This window comes from Defluviimonas sp. SAOS-178_SWC (genome assembly GCF_039830135.1).
Lineage (GTDB): Bacteria > Pseudomonadota > Alphaproteobacteria > Rhodobacterales > Rhodobacteraceae > Albidovulum.
The window spans coordinates 1261440-1286224 of sequence record NZ_CP156081.1; the positions used below are offsets into that span (position 1 = coordinate 1261440).

Consider the following 24785-nt stretch of genomic DNA (forward strand, 5'->3'; position numbering starts at 1 on the left):
AGGGATTCAATCCGGCCCCCGGCCCAATGGCCGCGCCGGGGCATGAAGGACACCTGTGAAATCAACGGCCTTTGCCGCGACCGGGCATGAGAGGAAGGACAGACCGATGCTGAAGAACGATCGACTCGACACCTGGGACCGCGAGACCTTTTTCCATCCCTCGACCCATCTCGCCCAGCATGCGCGTGGCGAAAGCCCGAACCGGGTGATCCGAACCGCGAGCGGCGTCCATATCGAGGACCGCGACGGCAACAAGCTCCTCGACGCGTTTGCCGGCCTCTACTGCGTCAACGTGGGCTACGGACGGCAGGAGATTGCCGAGGCCATCGCCGCGCAGGCGCGGGAACTGGCCTATTACCATGCCTATGTCGGCCACGGGACCGAAGCCTCGATCACGCTCGCCAGGATGATCCTCGACCGGGCGCCGAAGAACATGTCGAAGGTCTATTTCGGCCTTGGCGGGTCGGACGCGAACGAAACCAATGTGAAATTGGTCTGGTATTACAACAATATCCGCGGGCTTCCGGAGAAGAAGAAGATCATCTCGCGCTGGCGTGGCTACCACGGATCGGGCTTGATGACCGGCTCGCTGACCGGGCTGGAGCTGTTCCACAGGAAGTTCGACCTGCCGCTCGCGCAGGTGATCCATACCGAGGCGCCCTATTACTATGGCCGCAAGGATCTTTCACAGTCCGAGGCAGAGTTCACCGCGCATTGCGTGGCCGAGCTCGAGGCGCTGATCGAACGCGAGGGCGCGGACACCATCGCCGCCTTCATCGGCGAGCCGGTGCTGGGCACGGGCGGCATCGTGCCGCCGCCGGCCGGGTATTGGGAGGCGATCCAGACGGTCCTGAAGAAGCACGACATACTTTTGATCGCGGATGAGGTCGTCACCGGCTTCGGGCGCTTGGGCACCATGTTCGGCTCCGATCACTACGGGATCGAGGCCGACATCATCACCATCGCCAAGGGCTTGACCTCGGCCTATGCGCCGCTTTCGGGCTCCATCGTCTCGGACAAGGTCTGGAAGGTGCTGGAGCAGGGGACGGACGAGAACGGACCCATCGGCCACGGCTGGACCTATTCCGCGCATCCGATCGGCGCGGCGGCGGGGGTGGCGAACCTCAAGCTCATCGACGATCTGGGGCTGGTGAAGAACGCGGGCGAGGTCGGCGCCTATTTGAAGGCGGCGCTGACCGAGGCGCTCGGCGGGCACCCGAATGTCGGCGATGTCCGGGGCGAGGGCATGCTTTGCGCGGTCGAGTTCGTCGAGGACAAGGACAACCGCCGCTTCTTCGATCCGGCGAAGAAGGTCGGCCCGCAGGTCTCGGCCGCGCTTCTGGCGCAGGACAAGGTCATTGCCCGCGCGATGCCGCAAGGCGACATCCTCGGCTTCGCGCCGCCCTTCTGCCTGACGAGGGCCGAGGCGGATCAGGTCGTCGCCGCCACGGCGCGGGCGGTCAGGACGGTGCTCGGATGAATGCGGATTCCGCGTAGGGAATCAACCTGAACGCAAGGACGGTTCGCGGTTGGGCGTGGCAGGATTTCGGCGCGGAACGGGCGGGATTCCGTCCTTTGTTTGGGCGATTTGCATGGGAAATTTGGTCAATTGATGCAACCCGCAGCGATTGTCCGCGAACAACGCGTCGGACTTGTCTAACTAGACAGGTTCCACCGAAAGGCGAGCGGAGGCATACTTGGGACAGTTGTTTTGAGGCGTGTACCGAGTGCCCCAAGTTCGTAAGAGTGCAAATGTATTTCCAGAGTTGGCTCCGCCCGGTGATCTGAACCGGGCGGAGCCGAGTTCCTTCAAGGATCGGTTGCTGGACATCGAGCTTCTTCCGGCTCTGATCTGCGTGATCGGCATGGCGCTTTGGGTTGTCGTGCTGGCTTTCGGCCTCGGCTGACGCCGGGCGGCACTCCCGTTCCCCCCAATCGTCCGGCCTCGAAGTGCACCGCAAGGATGCGCGTTGCAGTGCCCGCTTCGGCACGCGCACAAGGATCGCCCGAAGGGCAATCGGGATGGGCGCAACCCCACCGACGACGGCCTGCAGCGTTTCGGGTTTGCAATGAATCAGAATTCGCCTCTTTTCCGTTTGAATTCTGATACTTGTTGTCTCAACAGAAACCCGAAACGCTTTAGCCTTTGGCGGAACTCATCATCTGCGCCGCGGATTTCCGCAGAAGGGCCTGATCCGAACCGCAGACGAAGAGGCTTACGCCCTTCGCGTGCCATGCGGGGATGGCGGATGCGTCCCCGACGAAGAGGCCAATCGCCCTGCCGGCTTTCCGCCCCGCCTCGACGATGCGCTCGATCGCGGCATCGAGGTTGGGCGAGGGGAATCCGACGCCCATCGATTGCGACAGATCCGCCGGACCGACGAAGAGGAGGTCGGCATCTTCTATCGCGGCGATATCGTCGAGATGGGCGAGGGCGCTTTCATCCTCGATCTGGAGCATGATCACACTGCTCTCGTCGGAAGCCTTGCGATAGTCCGGAATGCTCATCCCGCCGTAGTTCCCGGCGCGCGGGGAGGGGGACAGCCCGCGCTTCCGGCGCGCGAAGCGCACCGCGTCGCAGACCGCTTCTGCCCCTGCCGGGTCGAGCACGTGCGGCACCATCACGCCGGTCAGCCCCAGATCAAGCAGCGGCGCGATCCAGTCGGTTTGTGCGCCCCAACGGCGTGACAGGAGCGGCAGACCGACGGCGCGGCCGGCCAAAGCCAACATGTCCATCTGCCCGAGGTCGATGGGCGCGTGTTCCTGGTCGATCACCGCGAAATCCAGCCCGGCATGGCCAAGGATCTCCACCACATGTGGCGCGGGTGTCTTGATGAAGGTGCCGACCAGCAGGTCGCCGGCGCGGATGCGGGCCCTGAATTCCCGTGTCATGTCAAACCTCCGCGGCGCCTAGTCGTCGAGCCCGATCACGGTCGCCGCGTTGGTCGCGACCATCGCGTGGATCTCTGCGTCCGAATAGCCGAACGAAAGACAGGTCGCGACCCCGCGCCGCATGCCTTCCAGAGGGCTCAGCGTGCCGACCTGCCCGAGATCGGAACACAGGATCGTGCGTTCGGCCCCGACAAGATCGACGAAGGCTTTCAACTCTTCATTCGTCCGGGTGCGGAACTTCGAGCCCTCGATGAAGAACGCCAGCGAATGCTCCACATAGGCGCCCATGGCGGCGATCTCCCTGGTGTCGTCGAGCGTGGCGCCGACGATGTCCTCGGGATGGGTGAAGATCAGCCGCTCGACGCCGCGCTTGCGCGCCTCGGCAAAGACCACCTTGGTCTCGGAGACGTGGATATGCCCGCTCGCCAGCGCGATTCCGGTCGCGGCGCAAACGTCAAGGAGGTCGAGCACCTCCGGCATGAGCTTGCCGTCCGTGAAGAGCGGCACCCCCCCGGCGGGCCGGATCTTCTGCGTCGAGGCGGGGTGCACCCAGCCGGAGGTCTTTTCCCATTGCAGGTGATTCTCGGCGGCGAGCGTCGGCAGCCAGACGATCCGCCCGTCCATCGCCGCCGTGTGTTCGACTGCGTAGGGGTTGATCCCGCCCACGACGTTGTTCAGCACGATGCCGGAAAAGACCCTGGTCTTCAGGTCCGGGTAGTGGTCGCGGATCATCCTTGCGCACATGACGCCCGAATAATCATGGTCCTTGGTGACCATCGCCGCGAAACCGGCACCGGAATAGACCCGTGCGAGGTCGAGATGGTCGATTGCCCGCGGCGCGATGGAGGGGCCGCTATGCACATGCGGGTCGACGGCGCCCTGCAGGATCGCATCGATTCGGGCCGTCTCCTCCCGCTCGATCGCTTCGACGGATGTCATGGCGCAACCTCCCGGTTTCCTTGCCCCCTTGGGCAAGCGCGTTACGTTCTGCGGATCATCGTTCCGCTCAGTAGAACGGTGTTCTGATTATTTGCCCGCCGCCGCGATGTCAAGCCGAACCGAAGCGGACGTGGCACACGGATCGCTGGCGATCAGCGTGTCGGGGGCAAGTTGAGGATGGAGTACGGTAACGGCGGCCAGCGCGGCGCGGCGCTGTTCGGGCTCAGGGCGTGTAGCCGAGATCGGCCGAAACCCGCCCGGCGGCGTCCTGTACGGCGGCGATCTGGTCGGGTCGGGGCGGGGTCCCGATATACTGCGTCAGGCTGACGATGGCGATCGTCGCGACCGGCTCGCGGTCGGCGTTGAAGATCGGACAGGCCAGCGCGTTGAGCCCCAGCATCGTCTCGTTCGGCGCCGTGGCCCAGCCGCTATTGGCGATCTCGTCGATATGGGCCGCGAGGATCTCGGGGTCGGTGATGGTGAAATCCGTCGCGGCCGGAATGTGTGCCGGGATCAACTCCCTGCGACGCGTTTCCGACATGGACGCCAGCGCGACCTTGCCCTGCGCCGAGTTGCAGAAGCCCAGAAGCGAGCCGGGTTTGACGCCGACCTCGATCTGCATCTTGCCGGGCAGCGTGGTCAGGATTCGGATGCCGGTCGCCTCCACCTGGCCGAGGCTGACCGCCTGTCCGGTCAGGTCGCGCAGCAGGCGCATGTGCGGCTGCGCCACCGAGGTGAGGTCGGCGGACCCCGAAGCCGCCGTCCCGAGCGCGATCAGCCGCGCCCCGATCCGATACCGCTCGGTCTCTTCGGACTGCGAGATGTAGCCGAGCGACACGAGGGTCCGAAGGTGGCGATGGATGCGGCTCTTGGTCATGCCGAGAGCGGAGGCCAGTTCGGTCACGCCCATGTCGCCCTTGGCATGGGCCAGGGTCTCCAGCACGTGCAGCGCAAGCGCCACGCTCTGGATCGGATCGGTCTTGTTCGCGTTGTCGGCGGTCATGACGAGTACTTTCCTGATGTTACGGGCCGGCGCAAGGGGCCGCGCGCGATCGCCGGCGCGACCGGATCGAGATCTGGATCATTGCGCAATTACGTTCCGTTGAAAAGAACATTGTATCGCAGAGCAGAACATTGTATGAAGCCACTGGGAGGAGACCACGGCCGATTCTGGCATCGGGTCTCATGCCCTCGCTGCGATGAACGAGAAAGGCTGGCCATGTACGACAAATCCGATCCCCGCGCCTCGCTGGCCGCTGCCGTCTCCGGCAGCGTCCTGTCGCAAACGGGGCTGGTGGCCGAGCCGCAAGCCGCGCGCTTCTACGAAACCCGGCCGCAGATCGACGACGCGAGCGGGAAAAGCTGGCTGGTGCGCGGACACAACTTCCTCGTCGCCTACGGCCTCGCCGAAGCCGGGGGCATATTCGCCCGCGACGGTCAGGTTGACGAATACTGCGTGCTGCTTCCCAAGGGCGGCGCCGAGATCGCCTGGAATGGCAAGACGGTCGCCGTGCCGGGCTTCTCCATCGCCTTCGTGCCCCCCGGCGACAGCACCGTGACCTTGCCCGGTGGCGGGGAGGTCGTGCGGATCTTCTCTACTCAGAATGCCGATCTGGCCGAGGCTTGCAGCAATGCGCGAGGCTACGACGCGCCGCGCAGCCACATTCCGGCCTTCCAGCCCTGGCCCGAACCGAAGGGCGGCTGGAAGATCCGCGCCTATTCGCTGGACGTGCCGCAGGAGGCCGGCCGTTTCGGCCGGATCTTCCGCTGCACGACGCTGATGGTGAACGTTCTCGACCCGTTCGAGGGGCCGCGCGATCCGTCGAAGATGTCGCCCCATCATCACGATGATTTCGAGCAGGGCTCGCTGGCCCTTTCGGGAGAGTTCACCCACTACCTTCGCTGGACATGGACCAGCGACATGGCCGACTGGCGCGAGGACCAGGCGCTGGAGGTGGGTTCGCCCTCGATGCTGGTGATCCCGCCGCCGGTCATCCACACGACGCGCGCGACCGGGCCGGGCAGCAACCTGCTGGTCGATATCTTCAGCCCCCCGCGCGAGGATTTCTCGGCAAAACCGGGCTGGGTGCTGAACGCCGAAGATTACCCGATGCCCGTCTGAGGGTGGGTTTTGACCCGACAACAGCAATGCCCTGCCGGTCCGGGATCGGCACCTGGCAATCACATCAAGGAGGAGATGCCAATGATCACCAGAAGAACCCTGCTGCAGTCCAGCGCCGCCTTTGGCGCGGTGCTGGCCATGCCCCATGTCGCGCGCGCCGCGGGCAAGACGCTGCGCATCGCCCATGCGGCGAACGAGGTCCATCCGGGCCACATCCTCGCCACCAGCTTCGCAGACTCACTGGAAGAGTTGATGCCGGGCGCCTTCAACATCCAGATCTTCCCGAACCGGCAGCTGGGTGACGACAAGCAGCTTCTGGAAGGCACCGTCGCGGGCACGCTCGACGTGACCGCCGTTTCCGGCGTTCTGATCCCGCTGGTCACGGGCCGCCCGGCGATGAACGCATGGCAGCTTCCGTTCCTCGTAAAGGACTACGATCATTTCGGCCAGCTTGCGCTCGGCGAGGTGGGCCAGAAGATCCAGGACGACTTGCGCGAAGCCGGTCTGATCGGTCTCGCCACCGCCGATACCGGCCAGCGAAACTTCCTGTCGGCCAAGGGCGCGGTCACGACGCTCGAGGATTTCGCCGGGCTCAAGACCCGGATCGTGCCGGTGCCGCTGCACCAGCAGATCTGGGAAACCGTCGGCACCGCGCCGGTCGGCCTGCCTTATGGCGAGGTTTACGGCGCGCTGGAGACCGGCGTGATCGACGCGGTCGAGATCAACGTCTCCTCCATGCTGGGCGAGAATCTCTGGGAGGTGGGCAAGCACTTCACCCTGACCGGCCACTACCCCTGGCACATGGCCACGATCATGTCGCAGGTCTACTGGGACGGGCTCGGCGACGAGGAGAAGGCCGCGGTCGCCGAGGCCGGCCGCCGCTCGATCACCAAGACGCTCGACTACGCCAAGACCCAGGATCTCGAAGGCCGCGAGGAACTGAAGGCCAAGGGAGTCGAGATCGTCGAATTGACCGACCTCGGCGCCATGCGCGAGCGGGTGGCGGGCCTGACTGCGGAATGGGCGACCAAGGATCCGCTGATCGCCGAACTGGTCGCCGCCGCAGGCCAGCCCGCCTGACGACGAAATCGGGCGGGGCCGACCGGCTCCGCCCGCGACCTATCCACCGACAGGAGAGCGCGATGCCGAACCAGACCGGAGCCCTTGCCCATATCGTCAGCGGCTATCTGCGCGTGATCCGCTTTCTCGCGGGCGTCTGCATGGCCTTGATCGTGGCGATCATGATCACACAGGTTTTCTATCGCTACGTGCTGGGCGGCAGCCTCATCTGGGCCGAGGAGCTGTGCCGCTACCTGCTGATCTGGCAGACCTTCCTTGTGCTCGGTCTCGCCTATTCGCGGGGAGAATTCGTGTCGCTGGACTTCCTGCCCGGCGCCCTGTCCCCGCGCTGGGCCTGGGTGTTGCGCGCCGTGATGGCGGTGCCGATCCTCGCCTTCCTCGTCGTCCTGGCATGGTACGGCTATGATTTCGCCTCGCGCTTCGACCGCCAGACCATTCCCGCGCTCGACTTCATCTGGACCTCGCTCACCGGGGAGGCATTGGGGCTCTCGATCCGCTGGGTCTATGTCTCGGTCACTGTCGGGCTGTTGCTGATGGCGCTGCATGTGATCGCCGATCTCGTCGTGACCTTCGGATCCCAGTTCCGCGACAACCTCGCCCCGGCAGATGCCGGCAAATTGGAGGCCGGCGCCTGATGGCAAGCTTCTTCATCCTTTTCGCGGGGTTCCTCGCCTCTGGCATCCCGATCGCGCTGGCGCTTGGCATCGCCGGGACCGCCTATCTCTACCTTTCCGGCAACGGCATGATGATGCTGATGCTGCCACAGCGGATGATCGCGGGGATCGACCAGTTCGTTCTGCTCACGATTCCACTCTTCCTGCTGGCGGGCGCCCTGATGAATGTCGGCGGCGTGACCGAGCGGATCGTGACCTTCGCCCGCGCGATGGTCGGTCATCGGCGGGGCGGCATGTCCTCGGTCTCGATCCTTTCATCCGGCTTCTTCGCCGGCATTTCGGGCAGCGCGACCGCCGAGGCTTCTGCGCTGGGCGCGATCCTGATCCCGTCGATGTCCAAACAGGGGATGCCGCCGGCCTATGCCGCGGCGCTGATCGCGGTCAGTTCGGTGATGGGGCCGATCATTCCGCCCTCGATCACGATGATCATCTACGGCGTGCTCTCCGGCGCCTCCATCGGGCAGCTCTTTCTCGCCGGCGTCGTTCCCGGCATCGCCATCGCCGTCGGTCTCCTGATCTACGCGACCTGGCGGGCCAAGCGCGACGGCTTTCCGATCACCCCGCGGATGAACGGGCGGGAGCGGCTGGCGGCGACCAAGCGAACGCTGCCGGCGCTGATCCTGCCGCTGATCATCCTCGTCGGGATCAAGGCCGGGATCTTCACCCCGACCGAGGCCGCCGCCGTCGCCGTGGCCTATGCGCTGGTGATCGGCTTCGCCTACCGGGACCTCACCCTGAAGGGCGTCTGGGAGGCGCTGATCGCCACCGCGCTGGTCTCGGCCTCGATCCTCTTCATCACCTCGATGGCGAGCATCGTCTCCTTCGTCTTCACGCTGGAACAGGTGCCGACGCTGATCGCCGACGCGATGCTCTCGCTGACCGAGAACCCGTGGATGATCCTGCTCCTGCTGAACATCTTCCTCCTGATCCTCGGCATGTTCCTCGAACCGATCTCGATCCTGATCCTGACCATGCCGATCCTGCTGAAGTTCCAGGCGCTGATCGGCATGGACCCGGTGCAGTTCGGAACGGTCGTGGTGCTGAATGTGGTCATCGGCATGGCGACGCCGCCCGTCGGGATCCTCCTGTTCATCGCCTCGGCGATCTCGGGCGAGCCGGTGACGCGGGTCATCCGCGAGGCGCTGCCACTGATTGGGATCTGCCTTCTGGTGTTGGCGCTGATCGCCCTCATCCCGGCCCTGACGCTCTTCATCCCGAGTTTCCTGTTTTGAGCGGGCAAGAGACATCCGGCGGGCGCAACGTGCTGATCGTCGTGGCCCATCCCGAGCCGGGTTCGTTCAACCACGCGCTGGCCGAGGGCGCCGCAGAGGTGCTGCGGCGGGCCGGGCACGATGTCGTCATCTCGGACCTCGCACGGCAGGGGTTCCGTGCCGATGCCGGGCCGGCGGATGTTCTGGACCGGGCGGACGCGACCCGGTTCCATCTGCAATCCGAACAGGCGCACGCGACGCGGCATGGCACCTTCGCTCCGGATATCTTGCGTGAACAGGAACGCGTGGCCTCGGCCGACATCCTGATCCTGCAATTCCCGCTCTGGTGGGGCGGTCCGCCCGCGCTTCTGAAGGGCTGGATTGACCGGGTGATGAGCTACGGTTTCGCTTATGTGGACGGACGGCGGTTCGAAACGGGCCTGTTCAAAGGCCGACGGGCGCTGATGAGCGTCACGACAGGTGGCACGCCACAACGGTTTTCGGAAGGCGGCGTCTTCGGTCCGATCGGTCCGATACTGATGCCGATCCGCCGGCTCGCGCTCGAATATATGGGTTATAAGGTGGCCGAGCCAGTCGTGGCCTATGGCGTGCCGAGAAAGAACGCCGAGGACCGGCAGGCCGACCTGGATGCACTGGCGGACGCGGCGTTGTCGCTCGCGAACCTACCTGTGACGCGGTCCGGCGATTGGCAGAACGCGCTTGATGCCGTGCCGGAAGGTGCCTGGAGCCGGAGAGGCTGAGGTCGGTCCTTTAAAAGGCGCGTCACCCATGCGCGCCGTTTGCACGATATAGATCGTCGCCCGCTCTCAGGACTGCAAGAGACGGGCGATGTGATCCGGGCCGACGGGCCGGATGCCCCGTGGGTTCAAGGCCTTGATCGAATAATAGCCCCGCGTGATATGGTCCATGTTCACCGTCTCCCGCACACCCGGCAGGTTCAGGATACGCTCCATATAGGCAGAGAGACGCGGGTAGTCCGAGATCTGCCGTCGGTTGGTCTTGAACAGGCCGTGATAGGCCGCATCGAAGCGGATGACGGTGACGAAGGTGCGGATATCGGTTTCGGTCAGCCTGTCGCCAAAGAGGAAATCGCCGAAAAGCCGGTCCTCCAGCATGTCGAGGGTCTCGAACACTCCTGTAACTGCCTCGTCATAGGCCTCTTGCGAACCGGCGAAACCGGCCTTGTAGACGCCGTTGTTGAGCTTGTCGTAGATCAGCGGGTTCAGCGCGTCGATCTCCGGGGCCAGATCCTCGGGATACAGCCGCAATGCGGAGGGCGCCAGATCCTCGAACGCGGTGTCGAACATGCGCAGGATGTCGGCGCTTTCGTTGTTGACCATCACGCCGCGCCGCGTATCCCACAGCACCGGGACCGTGGCGCGCCCGGAAAAATGCGGGTCGGCGCGGGTGTAGATCTCGTGCAGGTAGCGGGCATCGAAAAGCGGGTCCGCATCGGTGCCGGGATAGCCGCCGAATTCCCAGCCCTGGCTGGACAAAACCGGGTTGACGACCGTGACGGGGATTAACGCGTCCAGCCCCTTGAGCTTGCGGGCGATGAGCGTGCGCGACGCCCACGGACAGATCAGCGCCACATAAAGCCGGTAACGCCCGGCTTCGGCCTTGAAGCCGCCCCCGCCCGTCGGCCCGGCGCTGCCGTCGGCGGTGATCCAGTTCCGGAAGCTCGACACCTGCCGGACGAACCGGCCCCTTTCATCGGCCTTCTGTACCGGCTGCCAGTCCGCGACCCATTTCCCTTCAACAAGCATCGAACTGGTCCTTACCGGGCGTGGAACACGAAAGAGCGCATCGAGATCGACGCAAGGTCGATGGTGTCGGTCATGTAGGTCAGGTCGTCGCCGGCATCGGACGCGCCCGCGATGGTGAGGGCCGGCATGTAGTGATCGACCGACGGATGCGCCATGCGGAGGAGGTTGCCCAACCCCTCGCGGTCCGCGAGCGCGGCGAAGTCGCGGTCTGTCAGCTTGTCGGCAAACAGCCGGTCGAACTCCAGCGCGAAATCATGCGGTTTGCTGTTCTGGCCCCATTGGACCGCGCGAAGATTGTGCACGACGTTGCCCGAACCAAGGATGAGGACGCCGCGATCGCGGAGCGCCGAAAGCGCCCTGCCGATCTCAAGCTGGTAGTCGAGTCCGCGGGTCATGTCGATCGAGACCTGGAAGACCGGCACGTCGGCTCCGGGATAAAGAAACTTCAGGACGGTCCATGCCCCATGATCGAGACCCCAGGTATCGTCCTCCTCCGCATGGTGGCTGGCCAGCAGGGTGACCACCTCGCGCGCGAGGTCAGGATCGCCCGGGGCAGGGTAGCTCTCCTTGTAGAGCGCTTCGGGGAATCCGTAGAAGTCGTGGATCGTCCGCGGCATGGCCGAGACGTCGACGAGCGTGGTGCCCTTCGTCATCCAATGGGCGGAGACGACGAGGATCGCGCTCGGACGCGGCAGGGTGCGGCCAAGCTCGGACCAGGAGCGGCTATATTCGGTGTCCTCGATGGCGTTCATCGGGCTGCCGTGGCCGAGGAAAACGAGCGGCATCCGTTCGCTGGGCGCGAGCCTGTCGCGGAGCGAGGCGAGGGCTTGGGGCGTACTCATCATGTGTCTCCTTCGGGTTGACGGGCCGCCTTCCGGCGGCCCGCATGGATTATGCGAACTGTCCGAGCATTCTGTCGAGCGGCGGTATCCTGACCGCATAGGCGCCGCGGCCCAGAAGCGCGGTCGCGGCGAGGGCGATGGTCCAGAAGACCGGGAATTCCCAGCCGCCGCCTTCGCCCGAGAAGAGCCAGCCATTGCCTGAATGAACCCAGGTGGCACCGAGCATCACGGGGATCAGCGCCAGCGCGGCGAACCGTGTCCCCACGCCGAGGATCAGCGCGATGCCGCCGGCGAGTTCCGCCGCGATGGTGAGGTAGGCGAGGGTGCCGGGAAGTCCGAGGCTTTCGAAATAGCCGACAGTACCTGCGACGGTGAAGACGTTCACCTTCAAGAGCCCGTGGGCGAGGAAGAGCGCACCGCTCGATACCCGAAGGAGGGTGGCGGCGTAGTCGGCGTTGGTATGCTTGCTCATGTCATGTCTCCTTTTCGGGGCTCAAGCGGCCAGCCATTGCGGCGCGATCCCGACGCCTTTGCCCAGCACGTAGCCGAACTGGATGTTCATGAAGCCCAACGGCTCCAGGTAGCGGGCGTTCTTCAGCGGACCGGCATCGACGGGGACGAGGCCGATCTCGGCGGCAAGGTCCTTGACGCGCGCTCGCGCGTCCTCGTCATCCGAGGCAACGAAGGTCTGAAGCGGGCGGCCGTCGATCTTGAGGCCGCTGGCGTAATGCTGCGCGAAGATCGTGTTGAACGCCTTGACGACCGTCGCGTCCGGGATCAGCGACGCGATCTCTTCGGCGGCGGACGTGTCGTGGCCGACCTCGAGGCCAGAGAAATCCGCTTTGACCGGGTTTGACACGTCGATCACCGTCTTGCCCGCGAATTCGGCCTTGCCGGCCAGATCGGCGGCGGCGCCGTAGGGCGTGGCGAGGATCACGACTTCTGCATCCGCGACGGCTGCGGCCAGATCGTCGCCCTGGCCATAGGTCTTCACGTCGTGCTCGGTCTTTGCCAGGGCCGACGAGAGGCCCGAGCCGATGTTTCCGTTCCCGATGACTGCGATCTTCATCTCTCTCTCCATTTCATTGCCGCAACATCGCGGCCTGATGTTCTGCAATCCATTTAGGGCTTGCAGAAATTCAACGAAATGGCGACTTTATGGAATGACTATCTTCAATTTGTTCCGAATGACGGCCAATGGACATTACCGACGAACTCCGGGCCTTCGTGGCCACCGCGCAGACCGGCTCCTTCACGGCCGCTGCGGACCAGCTAGGTGTCTCCAACCGGCTGACGTCCAAATACGTGGCCGAGCTGGAATCGCATCTCGGGGTGCGGCTCTTTCAGCGGACGACCCGCAAGGTCGGGCTGACCCCTGCCGGCGAAGATCTCCTGGCCCGCGCCCCGGCACTACTCGACGAACTCGACGACCTTCTGGCCGAAGTCGCCGAGGGGTCGCGCGGGTTCACCGGCGTCATCCGTATCTCCGCCCCGGTGACCTTTGGCGAGACCTATGTCGGGGCGATGCTCGGGCGGTTCGCGCGGGAAAACCCCGGGCTCACCTTCGATCTGCGGCTCAGCGACCGCTATGCCGATCTTGCCAGCGAGGGGATAGACCTGGCATTCCGGATCGGGCGCTCCGAGATGCTGTCGCTCAAGGCGCGCAAGATGGGGGAACTCCGCTCCATCCTGGTGGCGAGCGCCGATTACATCGCGGCGCATGGCGCGCCGGACAAGCCGGAGGACCTGGAGCGGCACAGCTGCATCCTCGACACAAACCGCCGGGCGCCGCGCCGCTGGGTGTTCCGCCGGGGCGAGGCGGAACAGGACGCTATCGTCCAGGGACGCTTCCATGTGAATTCGGCCCGGGCGGCCGCCGAACTGGCCACCGCAGGGCTGGGGATCGCCTATGCGCCACGTTTCGCGATCCGCGACGCAATCGAAGGCGGCAGCCTCGTGCCGGTGATGCAGGCTTATACCGGAGAGACCGTCGCAGTCAGCGCCGTCTATCTGGAAGGACGGGCGCTGCCCCGGAAGATCCGCGCCCTCATTGATTTCGCGACGGAGGATATCCGTTCGGCCGATATCCTGTGAGGCGCTGTATTTCGAATATCTCGCTAATGGGAATTGCAGAGAGAGGTGGGCCGGTTCGATTGAACGGTTTTGAGCCGTTTCGCAGGTGGACTTTCCGCTCGGTTACTTTGCGACCGCGATCAGTCGCGACTGGGTGAGGTATCGATGATCAGGCATCAGCCCGTCGAGCGGCCGAGACGCTGTCATGGGCCCGGAGGGAGACCTCCTCATATTCGATCGTCTGGCAGCGCCATGATTAGTGCTTCGGAATGCCGGCGGGATGTGCACTGCGGCGCTGGGCGGCGATACGGAACGGGGCGTTGGGCGCCCCGTAGCCTTGATAGCCGCGGACGCGCTGAACGATCTCAAAGAAGAATCCGTTCTGCTGGGTGGCGGAGTAGAGCTGGAAGAACTGCCCCGTCTCGTCTTCGTCATAAAGAATGTTCGCGGCCTTCATCCGGTCGATGAGCTTGGCGTCCGGGCCGAACCGGGCCTCGATGTCATCATAGTAGTTGCTTCCGATCCGCAGGGCCTGAAATCCTCGTTCCGACAGCGCCGCGGCCGTGGCGAATATGTCGGCGGTCGAAAGGGCAAGATGTTGCACGGATGAGCCAAAGCTTTCCTCGATGAAACGCCAAGCGAGGGTGCGCCGGGTTTCCGCGCCATTCAGTGTGACACGCAGGCCACCCGACGAAACGGCCTGCGACCTGACCAGGCCGTCCGGGTCCGCGACATCGACCATCGGCGCTTTTTCCGCGTCGAAGATCGAGGTGTAGAACAACGCCCAGCTCAGCATCTCCTCGTATCGCATGGTCTGGGCGATATGGTCGACCGTCATCAATCCCGCACCATGAGAACCGGGCTTGGTCTTGAAGTCGATGTCCCAGATGCGTTGCAGATCGGAGTTCTGGTCAAGAAAGCGGATCATCGACCCTCCCACACCGCGAATGCCCGGGATGAACAACTCGCCTTCGCGTGTTGGCTGGTCATGTCGTTTTGCGATCAGCGCGGTTGCGCGCTCGAACGCGGCCTGAGCGTCGGGTACGACCACCCCGATTTCAGAAACCGTCGTCCCGTGGGTGACATATGAACTGTGTGCGAAGCCCTCAGAGTCCGTATTCACCAGGATATTCACGTTTCCCTGGCGCCAGAGCGTCACAGGCTTCGAAACATGACTTCCAGCCGCCTCGAACCCCATGCTCAGCAAAAGTGCCTCGAGAGCGGGTGAATCCGCGTCCGAGGTTGCGAACTCGACAAACTCCACGTTCGCCACCTTGGCCGGTGGCGGGAAGGCGGGAAGATCGACCTTGAGGGCTGGCTCTTCCCGTCGGACCCGATCCATTTGGGCGATCAGGCTGCGGCGACCGTCGATCGCGACCAGCCTTGGCAGGCCCGACCGGAATTGATCGTTGAAGATCTCGAGGCTCAACGGGCCAGCATAACCGGTTGCCGTGACTGCCCGCATGAACCCGGTGACATCGAGATCGCCTTCGCCCGGAAGGTTGCGGAAGTGACGCGACCAGTAGAGCAGGTCCATGTCGATCGCCGGTGCATCGGCGAGTTGGACGAAGAATATGCGGTCGCCGGGAATGCTTCGGATCGTCGCCGGGTCGATCCGGCGGGCCAGGGTGTGAAAGCTGTCGAGGATAAGGCCGACATTTGGATGTTCGGCGCGCCGAACGACCTCCCAGGCGTCGCGGTGGTCGTTGACATGGCGTCCCCAGCAGAGTGCCTCGAAACCCACGCGAACGCCGTGAGATCTGGCCAGATCGCCGAGTTCGGCAAAATCCGCGGCCATCCGGTCGATACCCCCCATGGCGGCGGGGTGAACGGAGGAGCAAACCAGTATGAGGTCCGTCCCCAGCTGGTTCATCAGGTCGAACTTGCGGGCCGCCCGCGCGAAGGCGCGGCTGCGATAGGGCTCTGGCAGTCCCTCGAAGTCGCGGAACGGCTGAAAGAGCGTGATCTCGAGGCCCGCGTCGCGGACCATGCGGCCGACATCCAGCGGAGCGTAATCGGATGAAATGAAATCCTGTTCGAAGATCTCGATACCGTCGAAACCGGCGGCGGCGATCGCCTCGAGCTTTTCTTCGAAGCTGCCGGAAATCGAGACGGTCGCGATCGAGGTTTTCATGCCGCTTCCTCCGGTTTCAGAAGGTCCGCCCGCAAGAGACGCAGATCCACATCTTTACCCGAAAAGAGACGCCAGGCGTGGACTCCCTGAAAGAAGAAAAGCTCCCACCCCGAAACGATTGTCAGCCCCTTCTCCGCAGCATCGGTCAGGAACTGCGTGTCGGGCGGAGTGTACACGGCGTCAAAGGCCCACCCGGCCCCGGCAAGCGCCTCGGCAGCGACGGGCGTGCCGTCATATCCGACCATGCCGACCGGTGTGCAGTTGATGATGCCCGATGCGCCCTTGGCCGCGGCCTCGGCGGTGTCGTGCGTCGTGATGCTGAGAGCCGGGGCCGCCTTGCGCAGGTCGTCCGCCAGAGCTTCCGCCTTGGCGCGGTCGCGGTCGACTAGCCGGATTTCGGACGCACCCAGAGCGATCAGGCCGAACGCGACGGCGCGTCCGACGCCACCGGTGCCGATCATCAGGGTCGGCCCCGGCGGGACATTGCCACGAACACGCTGGTAGGCGGCGACAAATCCGGAATAGTCGGTGTTGTGACCCTTCGGGCCGTCAGTCCCGAAGATCACGGTGTTCACGGCACCTATGGCGCGAACGAGGGGATCGTCGATGCTGACCTTGGCCGCGGCGCGCTCCTTATAGGGGTAGGTCACGTTGATTCCGCGATACCCGGCCGAGGCGCAGGTCGCGAAGACCGCGTCAAAATCCTGGCCCAGATCGCGCGGAATGAGGCTGTCATAGGTGACTGCCATTCCGTTCTGCGCCCCCGCGAGGCGGTGCAGGAGCGGCGAGCGCGAGCGCGCGATATTGTCCCCGATCAGGCCCAGCCGCAGGTCAGGCGTTCCGGCGCTGCTCATTGTTCTGCCTCCTCGGCCGTGCGGTCGCGCAGCAGGCGCGCCTTGAGTTTGTGCCAGAGCGGCGTCTGGCTGAAGAATATGAAGAGGACCGTGAGAAACAGCACCAGCGAAAGAGGGCTGGTCAGGATGCCGTGGAAGAAACGTCCCAGATCCTCGCGCTCCGATATGATCGCGCGCCGCCAGTTGTCGTCAAGCAGGCGCGACAGGATCACGCCCAGAATGACGGGACCGAGCGGATATCCGTAGTGCCGCATGAAGTAGCCGAACACCCCGAAGCCCAGCATCCAGTAGACGTCGGTCAGCGAGTTGTTCACCGCGTAGGCGCCGACGATCGACAGAAGCAGGATCAGCGGAATGAGGACCGAGCGCGGCATCTCGACGATCTTCGTGAAGATCCGGATGCCCGTCAGGCCGAAGAGCAGCATGAAGAAGTTCGCCGTGACCAGCGCGCCGACGATGAACCAGAACATGTCCGGCTTGTCGATCATCAGCATCGGGCCGGGGTTCAGCCCGTGGATGAAGAGGGCGCCGATCATGATGGCCGTGACAGCATCGCCGGGGATGCCGAGCGTCATCATCGGGATGAAGGCGCCGCCGACGGCTGCGTTGTTCGCCGTTTCGGGCGCCACAAGGCCCTCCATCGCCCCCTGGCCAAACGGGCGCGCCGGCTTTTTCGTCACGCGCTTGGCGTGATCGTAAGCCATCAGGGCCGCGATGTCGCCGCCGGTGCCGGGCAGGGCGCCGATGATCACCCCGATGCTCGAAGTTTGGAGCGCCAAAGGCAGGTATTTGCGGACGGTGCCGAACGAGGGAACGATTCTGGTGATCTTCTGGCGCACCGCCGGCAGGCCGACGTGATGCAGTTGGAGCAGCGCCTCGGACACGCCGAACATGCCGATCATCACGGCGATGAAGGAAATCCCGCCCTGCATGACCGGAAGATCGAACGTGAAACGCTCCGTGAAGGTCAGCGGGTCACGCCCGACCGCCCCGATGGCGATCCCGAGCGCACCGGCGAAGATGCCCTTCACGAGGCTGCCTTGCGACAGCGAGCCGACCAGCAGGATGCCCAGCACGGCGAGCAGCATGTAGTCGCGCGGCTGGAAGCTGAGCGCGAAATCCGACACGAAGGGCGCGGCGAGGGCCAGGACGAGGATGCCGATGAACCCGCCGAAGAACGACATGACGGTCGTCACTCCGATGGCCTGCCCGGCCTCGCCCCTGAGCGCCATCGGATAGCCGTCGAGTGCCGTCGCGATCGCGGACGGGGCGCCGGGAATATTGAGCAGGATCGCCGTGCGCGAGCCGCCATAGACCCCGCCCATGTAGATGCCGACCATCAGCGAGATTGCCGGGTAGACATCCCACGAGAAGGTGAAAGAGATCAGGATCGACACCGCCATGGTGACCGAGAGGCCCGGAATGGCGCCGATATAGACCCCGGCGAAGGTGCCGACACCGACCAGAAGCAGCAGTTCCGGCTGTGTGAAGATGGTGAAGAATGCGAGAAAGGCGTCCATCATTTCGCTCCGCCAAAAAGGTCACGCAGGGCCTGCACCATCTCCGCCTCGGGCACGATTCCGGCCGGCATCAGGACCGTGAAGATGATCCGGAAGACGAACCAGACGAGGATCAGCGAGAAGAGGGCGACCGCCGTCGCGAAGAGCCAGCTTCGCGGATCGAGGAACTTGATCGCGAGGATCAGGAAGATGGCCGACGTCGGCAGGAAGCCGACCGGCTTGAGCAGCAATCCATACGACACGATCAGGACGACAAAGACGATGACCCGCAGCGGCAGGATGTCCTTGGCGATGGTTTCCGTCGTGAGAAGCGGACGCCGCCAGGTGGTCAGGACCGCAATCAGGGCAGTGATCAGCATGACCGCGGTTGTGCCCATCGGCACGACACCCGGACCGGACAAGGCCTCGAACCCCGAGATTCCATAAGCCTCTTTCAGAAGGTAGCCGCTGGCCAGCAGCAGAAAGATCGCGAAGGCCAGCTCTCCGGGGCGGCGGCTGTCTTCGTATCCGCCCGGCGTCGCGTCGGAGGATCCGTCGTGATGCTCGCCGTGCCCGTGAAATTCTTCGTCCATCCGATGGCCCTCCTCGGCATCAGTCGTCTGAAAAACGAAAGGCGCCGCCCGCTGTCGTCACGGGCGGCGCCGACCGAGACCCTGCGGTCCCTTCAACCCCGTCCGTGGCTTATTTGGCCGGGCGCGCGATGCCGAAATCCTCGGGCGAGGCTTTCGTCAGGCCGGCATCCTGCATCAGCCAGGCGGTGGTTTCCTGCCATTTGGTCAGGAACGCGCGCGCCTCGTCGCCGCTGATGTTCATCAGGGTGAAGCCACGGTTCTTCATCAGGTCGAGGAAGTCGGGCTGTTCGGCGGCTTCCTTGTAGGCCGCAGTCAGCTTGGCGACCGCGTCATCGGGTGTGCCGTTCTTGACGAAGACGCCGAAGAAGGGACCCCAGGGCAGGTAGGTGTTGTAGCCGTCGTTGAACGACGCGACGGTCGGCACGTCGGGCAGCGCCTCGGCGGCGGTCAGGTCGAACACGGCAAGCGGCTTCATCGTGCCGGCCCGGATGCCTTCGATCGAGGCACCGAGCACGGCGGGCATGACGTCGATCGCGCCCCCCTGCAGCGCGGTCAGCGCCGGGCCATCCCCGTCATAGGGGACAAAGATCACGTCGAGGTCGCCTTCGACCGCCTTGATCATCGCGGTCACGACCGACGGCAGACCGCCCGGGCCGGTCGAGCCGAAGCGGACCTCGCCGGGGTGATCCTTGATATAGGCCATCAGGCCCGCATAGTCGTCGAAGGGCGCGTCCTTGCCGGCCACCAGGATCGGGGTGCCGCGCGCCAGGATGTTGATCGGGGTGAAGTCGCCGTAGTCCTTGTCGCCCAAGCCCATGACCTTGTAGAGCAATGGGTTCTCCGCGCCCATCAGCAGCGTGTAGCCATCGGCGTCACCTTCGGCGACCTGGTTCAGCGCGATGGCGCCGACGCCGCCGGTCACGTTCTGCAACACGACCGTTCCGTTCAGGACCTTTTCGGCATGCGGTGTGACCGCGCGCATCACGGTGTCGGTCGAGCCGCCTGCGCCCCATTGGATGATGCCGGCAATTTCCTTCGTCGGGTAGTCCTGCGCGAGCGCGCCGGTGACCGTCATGGCGAGTGCCGAAACGGCGCCGAGAATGATGTGCTTCATGTGATCCTCCCTGGATGCTGTGGAAGACGGGTTTGCTCCCATACCCGTTGAAACCATCATCGCTGAAACCAGATCATAACGTCAAATATCCATGAATGCCTTATATTAACCTGATGTTAAGATCTCGACGTGCCGTAGGTGCCCTTGGCCGCCGCGGCGAGTTCCTTGCGGAATCTCTGTATCGCGAATTCCGCAAACCCAGACAGAACGCGCCCCTTCTTCCGCACGACGTAGATATTGACCGAGCTTTGTTCGGCCAGCGGAACGCGGACGAGACCCGGCATGTAGACTTCCGCAACCGAAAACGCGTCGATGAGGGCGACACCCAGCCCGTGACGCACCAGACTGACGACGGTCTGGGCGAAGCGGCCCCGGATGGCGTGCCGCAGCTCGACCCCTGCCGTGCGAAATGGCTGCGCGAGCTTGGCGCCGTAAGGGTCATCGGGATCGACGCCGATGATTGGCTCGTCGGCGAGCTCGTGAACGGAAATGACGGTTTGATCCGAAAGTCGATGCCCCTCGGGCAGGATGACCAGCAACTGCCCCCGGGCCAGTTCTTCGTTCTCGATGCCGGGGTTGTCGACGCTCGAACTCATGATCACGAACTCGCCGCGCTCAAGCAACAGGTAGTCGACCGTCTCTTCGATCTTCAGGATGTTGAGATCGATGAACAGGTCGGGGTAACGGAGGCGGATCGAGCGCATGGCGCGCGCCGCGATGAACTGTGCGACTGACGGAGCCGAGGCGAATGCCAGTTGAACGTTCTCGCCCTTTTCGAGCGATTCAATCGCGACCTGAAGGTTCTCGACGCCTTTATAGACGGCGGTGATCTGATCGAAGACGGGTCCGGCCTCGACCGAAGGAAGAAAGCGCCCGGCCCGCCGCTCGAACAGGCGGATGCCGAGCGACGCTTCGGTGTGTTTGATCAGGCGGCTGATGCCCGGCGCCGAGACGTTCAACTGATCCGCCGCGCCGCTGATCGTGCCGCGCATCATGACCGCACGGATAACCTCGACCTGTCTGAGCGTGATTTCTCGCATCGAGTCCCCCAAGCGCCCGTCGGCAGAATAACATGATGTTACTCAAGATGCCGAGTGGATATTTGACGTTACCCTTAGGGCGGTGAACCCTAGGGGCAGCGGTCATTGGTTGGGCTAAGAGGCATTTCGTGGCAGGCAACTTCGACCTGATTGTCATCGGTTCCGGCGCGGCTGGCCTCGCGGCCGCCGTAACGGCGGCGCATCACGGTCTGAGTGTCGCCGTGCTGGAAAAGGCCGACGTGATCGGCGGGACGACCGCGTTGTCCGGCGGCTGGATCTGGGCACCGGGCAACCCCGTGGCCGTCCGGGCCGGGATCATCGAGGATGCCGACGCGCCGAGACGCTATCTCCAAGGTGTACTGGGCAATGCATTCGATGCCGCGCGCGTTGATGCGTTCCTTCGTGCCGCGCCCGAGATGGTTTCATTCTTCGAAACCCACACCGCCTTGCAGTTCGATGGGGGGGTGCATATCCCCGACACCTACGGTGACGTGCCGGGCGCTGGCCTGGGTGGACGATCGGTGATCGCGAAGCCCTATGACGCGCGCCGTTTGGGGGCGGCGCTGAAGCTCTTGCGCGAACCGCTCGCCGAGACCACGCTGAAGGGCCTGTCGATTCAGGCAGGGGCCGACTTGAAGGCCTTCATGACGGCGACCCGGTCCGTGCGCTCCTTCGTCTACGTCGCGGGGCGTGTGTCGCGCCATATTGCCGACCTCGCCGTGCATGGCCGCGCCATGCAGCTCAGGAACGGAAGCACACTGGTTGCCCGCCTTCTGCGCAGCGCTCTGGACCTTGGTGTCGACTTCTGCCCGTCGACCCCGGCACTCCGTCTGGTCACCGAGGGCGACCGCGTTAGTGGTGTCCTGACGAAAAACGGCGTTTTGAACGCGCGGAAAGGCGTGGTCCTGGCGGCTGGCGGGTTCCCCAACGACACCGAACGCCGCGCCGCGATGGTTCCACGCGACGACGAGCATCTGACCCTGGCCGTATCCACGGCGACAGGCGATGGCGCGCGCCTGGCCGAAGCCCTGGGCGCGGCGTTCGCAGCCGATACCGCGACAACCGCCGCCTATTGCCCGGTGTCGAATGTCGCATGGCCATCGGGCGCCAAGGGGCGTTTCCCGCACATCATCGACCGTGGCAAGCCGGGCGTGATCGGGGTTCTGGAGAGCGGGAAAAGGTTCTGCAACGAGGGGCTCGGCTACCACGACTATGTCCGCGCGCTCCTGGCCGCGGTGCCATCCGGGCAGAAGGCCCGGTCGTGGCTGGTTTGCGATCACCGGTTCATCCGGCGCTACGGCCTGGGCATCGTGCGACCCGCGCCGCTGCCGCTGGGCGGCTGGATCCGGTCCGGATATCTCAAGCGGGGCGCCACCGTCGCGGAACTCGCGCAGGCAGCGGGTATCGACGGTCCTGCCCTTGAGACGACCATCCGGGAATTCACCGTCAACGCGCGTCAAGGCCGCGATCCGGAATTCGGACGGGGAACGACCCCCTACATGCGGCTTCAGGGCGACCCGGCGCGCGGGCCCAATCCCTGCCTCGCGCCGATCGAACAAGGGCCGTTTTATGCCGTGGAGGTCGTTCCGGGCAGCTTCGGAACCTTTGCGGGTCTCGCCACCGACGGATGCGCGCGTGTCTTGCGGGCGGATGGGGCGCCGATAACGGGCCTTTATGCCGCCGGTTCGGACAGTGTCAGCGTGTTCGGCGGGCATTATCCGGCTGGCGGCATCAACCTCGGGCCCGCCCTGACCTTCGGCTTCGTCGCGGGCCGACATGCCGCAACGGGGGCTTGAGCATGACACACGGGCTTTCCGTTGCACATCTGACGGCGATCACGCTGCCGCCAGCCGACCTGATCGAAGCCGCCGGCGCGGCCGGATTCGACGGTGTCGGACTGCGCCTCGTGCGTGTGACCGAGACCACCCCCGGCTATCCGCTCATGGAGGACCGGGCGGCACTTCGCGCGGCATTGGCCGCAATGCGCGCGACCGGGGTGGCCGTTCGCGATATCGAGTTCGTCAAGATCACGCCCGAAACCGACCTGGCCGCACTCGAGCCGCTGCTGGACGTCGGCGCGGAACTTGGGGCAGGGCAGCTGATCACCGCGCCCTACGACCCGGATCATGCCCGGCTCGCGGCCAAGCTGGGGGCTCTTTCCGAGCGCGCACGCTCGCGGGGGATCGACATCGTCCTGGAATTCTTCCCGTGGACCTCCGTTCCGGACCTGACAACGTGCTGGAACGTCGTTCAGGAGGCGGGCCCGGCCGTTGGAATCCTGGCGGACGCGCTGCATTTCGACCGGTCGAACTCGTCTTGCAGCCTGCTTGCCGCCTTGCCGTCCGGGAGATTGCCCTTCGCCCACCTTTGCGATGCGCCGCGGCTTTCAAGCTACGACACCGACGAACTTTTGCGCACGGCCCGCGAGGCGCGCCTGCCCCCGGGCGAGGGCGAGATCGATCTTGGCAGTTTTCTCGACGGGCTTCACCCGGATACTGACCTTGCACTGGAGGTTCCGACGGGGCGCGTGCTGGACCGTGAGGATGCAGTCGACGTATTGCGTTCGCTTTACCGGACGACTGCGGACTTCCTCTCCGACCATCGCCGCAAGGCGGTACGAACGTCGGAGAACGACGCAACGGAGGGCGGAGGTTTGAAATCCGGTCGATCAATGGTGTGATGAGCGCCCGCATCGGCACAGGGTAACCTGCCCGAAGCGGCCCGGCCCGGCGCCGGCGTCGCGGGGGGGCGCAACGCTACGGGAACGCCCGGCGCGCTCTGCCGCTGGCGTGAGGGAGAGGCCGCGGATCGCAATGACTGCCGTTCGCTCGCGCCTACAATCCGCAAGGGTCGACGCCTCTGCCTGCCGGACGATCTGCCGCGCGAGAACCATGCCGCCAGTTGCGGCACCTTGGCGGATCACGGTGAAGTGTGACTGATCCGTTGGCTTTCTGTGCTCTGCGAGGACTTTGGCTCCGATTGGGCTATTTCGTATAATGACATTTATTCCGATATATATTGTGATTTTCGGAATTATCGCTATATTACAGTTGACAAGTGGCGACGCCACGGCAGGTACGATATGCGCAACACGACCGAGACTTCAAACATGAACCAGAGCCAACCTCCCAGCTTTGTTGATCACGAGGGGCACGACGACACCAAGGGCATGTCCAGCACGTTGATCCGTGGGCTGGATGTGTTGTCGGCGTTCAGGGGAATACAGGAAACGCTGTCCAACAGCGAACTCGCCGATCGTCTGGGCTTGCCAAGACCAACGATCACCCGGCTATGCAATACGCTGGCACATGCCGGCTATCTCAGCAAGGTCAAGGCCGGGAATTTCCGGCTGGGGTTGAGAGTGCTTGAACTGGCCTATCCGGTATTGTCCTCGATGACCTTTCGGCAGCGTGCGATTTCGGTGATGCGGGAATTCGCGGAATTTACCGGCGGGGCTGTGTCGCTGGCGACGATCCACGGGCCGAACCTGATATTCGTGCAGACCGTCCATCTGTCGGAGACGATGCGGCATAGCCCCGAGATCGGCTCGACCGGTCCGCTTTACAAATCCGCGATGGGGCGGGCGCTGTTGTCCATGCTTGATGCGGACTCGCTCCGCGCCAAAGAAGCGGAGATCGCGGCGGCGTATCCCGAAGAGTGGGAAGTATTCCGGCCGAGAGTGCAGGACGGAATTTCGCATTGCCGCGAACACGGCTTCGTGGTCGCGCTTGGTGACTGGCGGCCAGGATTCTACGGGGCCGCCGCCCCGATCAAGAAGCTGAAGAGCGGGCTCTACGTTGCCATCAACTGTGGCGTGCCCGAACACAAGATCGCGGCCGAAGAGTTCACCCGCGTCATGGGCAGCAAGGTCGCCGCCTCGGCCAAGATCCTTCGTGGGACCTTCGCCGATCTCTGACGGGCCGCTGGAACC

24 protein-coding genes are annotated in these 24785 nt (G+C 64.4%); 11 read left to right on the top strand and 13 right to left on the bottom strand.

All coding sequences use genetic code 11. The annotated features are described in order from the left end of the window. The first annotated feature begins 106 nt into the window (after positions 1–106). Positions 107–1480, top strand: coding sequence for an aspartate aminotransferase family protein (locus V5734_RS06985; protein ID WP_347312785.1), 1374 nt, complete (start codon positions 107–109; stop codon positions 1478–1480). Positions 1481–1766: 286 nt separating this feature from the next. Beyond that, positions 1767–1907 carry a hypothetical protein gene (locus tag V5734_RS06990; protein ID WP_347312786.1) on the top strand — a complete coding sequence of 47 codons (141 nt, stop codon included), beginning with the start codon at positions 1767–1769 and terminating at the stop codon, positions 1905–1907. Between the two features lie 232 nt (positions 1908–2139). On the opposite strand, the gene V5734_RS06995 is transcribed toward V5734_RS06990, so the two are convergent. From V5734_RS06995 to V5734_RS07005, 3 genes are all read right to left on the bottom strand, one after another. Then, positions 2140–2892, bottom strand: a complete 753-nt coding sequence (locus tag V5734_RS06995) for an HpcH/HpaI aldolase family protein (protein ID WP_347312787.1) — start codon at positions 2890–2892, stop codon at positions 2140–2142. An 18-nt stretch (positions 2893–2910) separates the two neighbouring features. Continuing rightward, positions 2911–3831: a DUF6282 family protein gene (locus V5734_RS07000; protein ID WP_347312788.1), complete on the bottom strand. Its 921-nt coding sequence runs from the start codon at positions 3829–3831 to the stop codon at positions 2911–2913. A 223-nt stretch (positions 3832–4054) separates the two neighbouring features. Then, positions 4055–4834 carry an IclR family transcriptional regulator gene (locus V5734_RS07005; protein ID WP_347312789.1) on the bottom strand — a complete coding sequence of 260 codons (780 nt, stop codon included), beginning with the start codon at positions 4832–4834 and terminating at the stop codon, positions 4055–4057. Positions 4835–5050: 216 nt separating this feature from the next. Between V5734_RS07005 and V5734_RS07010 the strand changes: the two genes are divergently transcribed. The 5 genes from V5734_RS07010 to V5734_RS07030 all read left to right on the top strand — a co-directional run bounded on the left by V5734_RS07010 (position 5051) and on the right by V5734_RS07030 (position 9679). Beyond that, positions 5051–5953: a hypothetical protein gene (locus V5734_RS07010; protein WP_347312790.1), complete on the top strand. Its 903-nt coding sequence runs from the start codon at positions 5051–5053 to the stop codon at positions 5951–5953. An 81-nt stretch (positions 5954–6034) separates the two neighbouring features. Beyond that, the gene (locus V5734_RS07015) at positions 6035–7033 is read left to right on the top strand and encodes a TRAP transporter substrate-binding protein (RefSeq protein WP_347312791.1); all 999 of its coding nucleotides are present in this window, start codon (positions 6035–6037) and stop codon (positions 7031–7033) included. 62 nt (positions 7034–7095) lie between these two features. Next, on the top strand, positions 7096–7668 hold the full coding sequence (locus V5734_RS07020; RefSeq protein WP_347312792.1) for a TRAP transporter small permease: 573 nt from the start codon (positions 7096–7098) through the stop codon (positions 7666–7668). After that, positions 7668–8939: a TRAP transporter large permease gene (locus tag V5734_RS07025; protein ID WP_347312793.1), complete on the top strand. Its 1272-nt coding sequence runs from the start codon at positions 7668–7670 to the stop codon at positions 8937–8939. Before V5734_RS07020 ends, V5734_RS07025 begins: the two co-directional genes overlap by 1 nt. A gap of 29 nt (positions 8940–8968) precedes the next feature. Next, positions 8969–9679, top strand: a complete 711-nt coding sequence (locus V5734_RS07030; RefSeq protein ID WP_347312794.1) for an NAD(P)H-dependent oxidoreductase — start codon at positions 8969–8971, stop codon at positions 9677–9679. Between the two features lie 66 nt (positions 9680–9745). Here V5734_RS07030 and V5734_RS07035 read toward each other — a convergent pair whose 3' ends face one another. The 4 genes from V5734_RS07035 to V5734_RS07050 are packed head-to-tail and all read right to left on the bottom strand — an operon-like array spanning position 9746 to position 12616. After that, a complete protein-coding gene (locus V5734_RS07035) occupies positions 9746–10705 on the bottom strand; it encodes a glutathione S-transferase family protein (protein ID WP_347312795.1) in 960 nt (319 codons plus the stop codon). A gap of 11 nt (positions 10706–10716) precedes the next feature. Next, positions 10717–11547, bottom strand: coding sequence for a 4,5-DOPA dioxygenase extradiol (ygiD, locus tag V5734_RS07040; protein ID WP_347312796.1), 831 nt, complete (start codon positions 11545–11547; stop codon positions 10717–10719). A gap of 49 nt (positions 11548–11596) precedes the next feature. Continuing rightward, positions 11597–12019 (bottom strand): DoxX family protein, encoded by a 423-nt coding sequence (locus V5734_RS07045; protein ID WP_347312797.1) that lies wholly within the window; start codon positions 12017–12019, stop codon positions 11597–11599. A 21-nt stretch (positions 12020–12040) separates the two neighbouring features. Further along, positions 12041–12616 carry an NADPH-dependent F420 reductase gene (locus V5734_RS07050; RefSeq protein ID WP_347312798.1) on the bottom strand — a complete coding sequence of 192 codons (576 nt, stop codon included), beginning with the start codon at positions 12614–12616 and terminating at the stop codon, positions 12041–12043. A 128-nt stretch (positions 12617–12744) separates the two neighbouring features. Between V5734_RS07050 and V5734_RS07055 the strand changes: the two genes are divergently transcribed. After that, positions 12745–13641, top strand: a complete 897-nt coding sequence (locus tag V5734_RS07055; protein WP_347312799.1) for a LysR family transcriptional regulator — start codon at positions 12745–12747, stop codon at positions 13639–13641. A gap of 235 nt (positions 13642–13876) precedes the next feature. Here V5734_RS07055 and V5734_RS07060 read toward each other — a convergent pair whose 3' ends face one another. The 6 genes from V5734_RS07060 to V5734_RS07085 form a co-directional block, all read right to left on the bottom strand. Next, entirely contained in the window at positions 13877–15754 is a 1878-nt protein-coding gene (locus V5734_RS07060; protein ID WP_347312800.1) for a bifunctional sugar phosphate isomerase/epimerase/4-hydroxyphenylpyruvate dioxygenase family protein, read from the bottom strand. After that, entirely contained in the window at positions 15751–16608 is an 858-nt protein-coding gene (locus V5734_RS07065) for a shikimate dehydrogenase family protein (RefSeq protein WP_347312801.1), read from the bottom strand. The genes V5734_RS07060 and V5734_RS07065 overlap by 4 nt, the downstream gene beginning before the upstream one ends. Further along, positions 16605–18128, bottom strand: coding sequence for a tripartite tricarboxylate transporter permease (locus V5734_RS07070; RefSeq protein ID WP_347312802.1), 1524 nt, complete (start codon positions 18126–18128; stop codon positions 16605–16607). The genes V5734_RS07065 and V5734_RS07070 overlap by 4 nt, the downstream gene beginning before the upstream one ends. Further along, positions 18128–18700 carry a tripartite tricarboxylate transporter TctB family protein gene (locus V5734_RS07075; RefSeq protein ID WP_347312803.1) on the bottom strand — a complete coding sequence of 191 codons (573 nt, stop codon included), beginning with the start codon at positions 18698–18700 and terminating at the stop codon, positions 18128–18130. Before V5734_RS07075 ends, V5734_RS07070 begins: the two co-directional genes overlap by 1 nt. A gap of 109 nt (positions 18701–18809) precedes the next feature. Then, positions 18810–19814: a Bug family tripartite tricarboxylate transporter substrate binding protein gene (locus tag V5734_RS07080; RefSeq protein WP_347312804.1), complete on the bottom strand. Its 1005-nt coding sequence runs from the start codon at positions 19812–19814 to the stop codon at positions 18810–18812. Positions 19815–19930: 116 nt separating this feature from the next. Next, complete coding sequence (locus V5734_RS07085; protein WP_347312805.1) at positions 19931–20854, bottom strand: LysR family transcriptional regulator; 924 nt, start codon at positions 20852–20854, stop codon at positions 19931–19933. A gap of 128 nt (positions 20855–20982) precedes the next feature. Here V5734_RS07085 and V5734_RS07090 point away from each other — a divergent pair, with 128 nt between their 5' ends. The 3 genes from V5734_RS07090 (at position 20983) to V5734_RS07100 (ending at position 24770) form a co-directional block, all read left to right on the top strand. After that, the gene (locus V5734_RS07090; RefSeq protein ID WP_347312806.1) at positions 20983–22650 is read left to right on the top strand and encodes an FAD-dependent oxidoreductase; all 1668 of its coding nucleotides are present in this window, start codon (positions 20983–20985) and stop codon (positions 22648–22650) included. A 2-nt stretch (positions 22651–22652) separates the two neighbouring features. Next, entirely contained in the window at positions 22653–23534 is an 882-nt protein-coding gene (locus V5734_RS07095; RefSeq protein WP_347312807.1) for a sugar phosphate isomerase/epimerase family protein, read from the top strand. A 402-nt stretch (positions 23535–23936) separates the two neighbouring features. Next, positions 23937–24770 (top strand): IclR family transcriptional regulator, encoded by an 834-nt coding sequence (locus V5734_RS07100; RefSeq protein WP_347312808.1) that lies wholly within the window; start codon positions 23937–23939, stop codon positions 24768–24770. Positions 24771–24785: the final 15 nt, after the last annotated feature.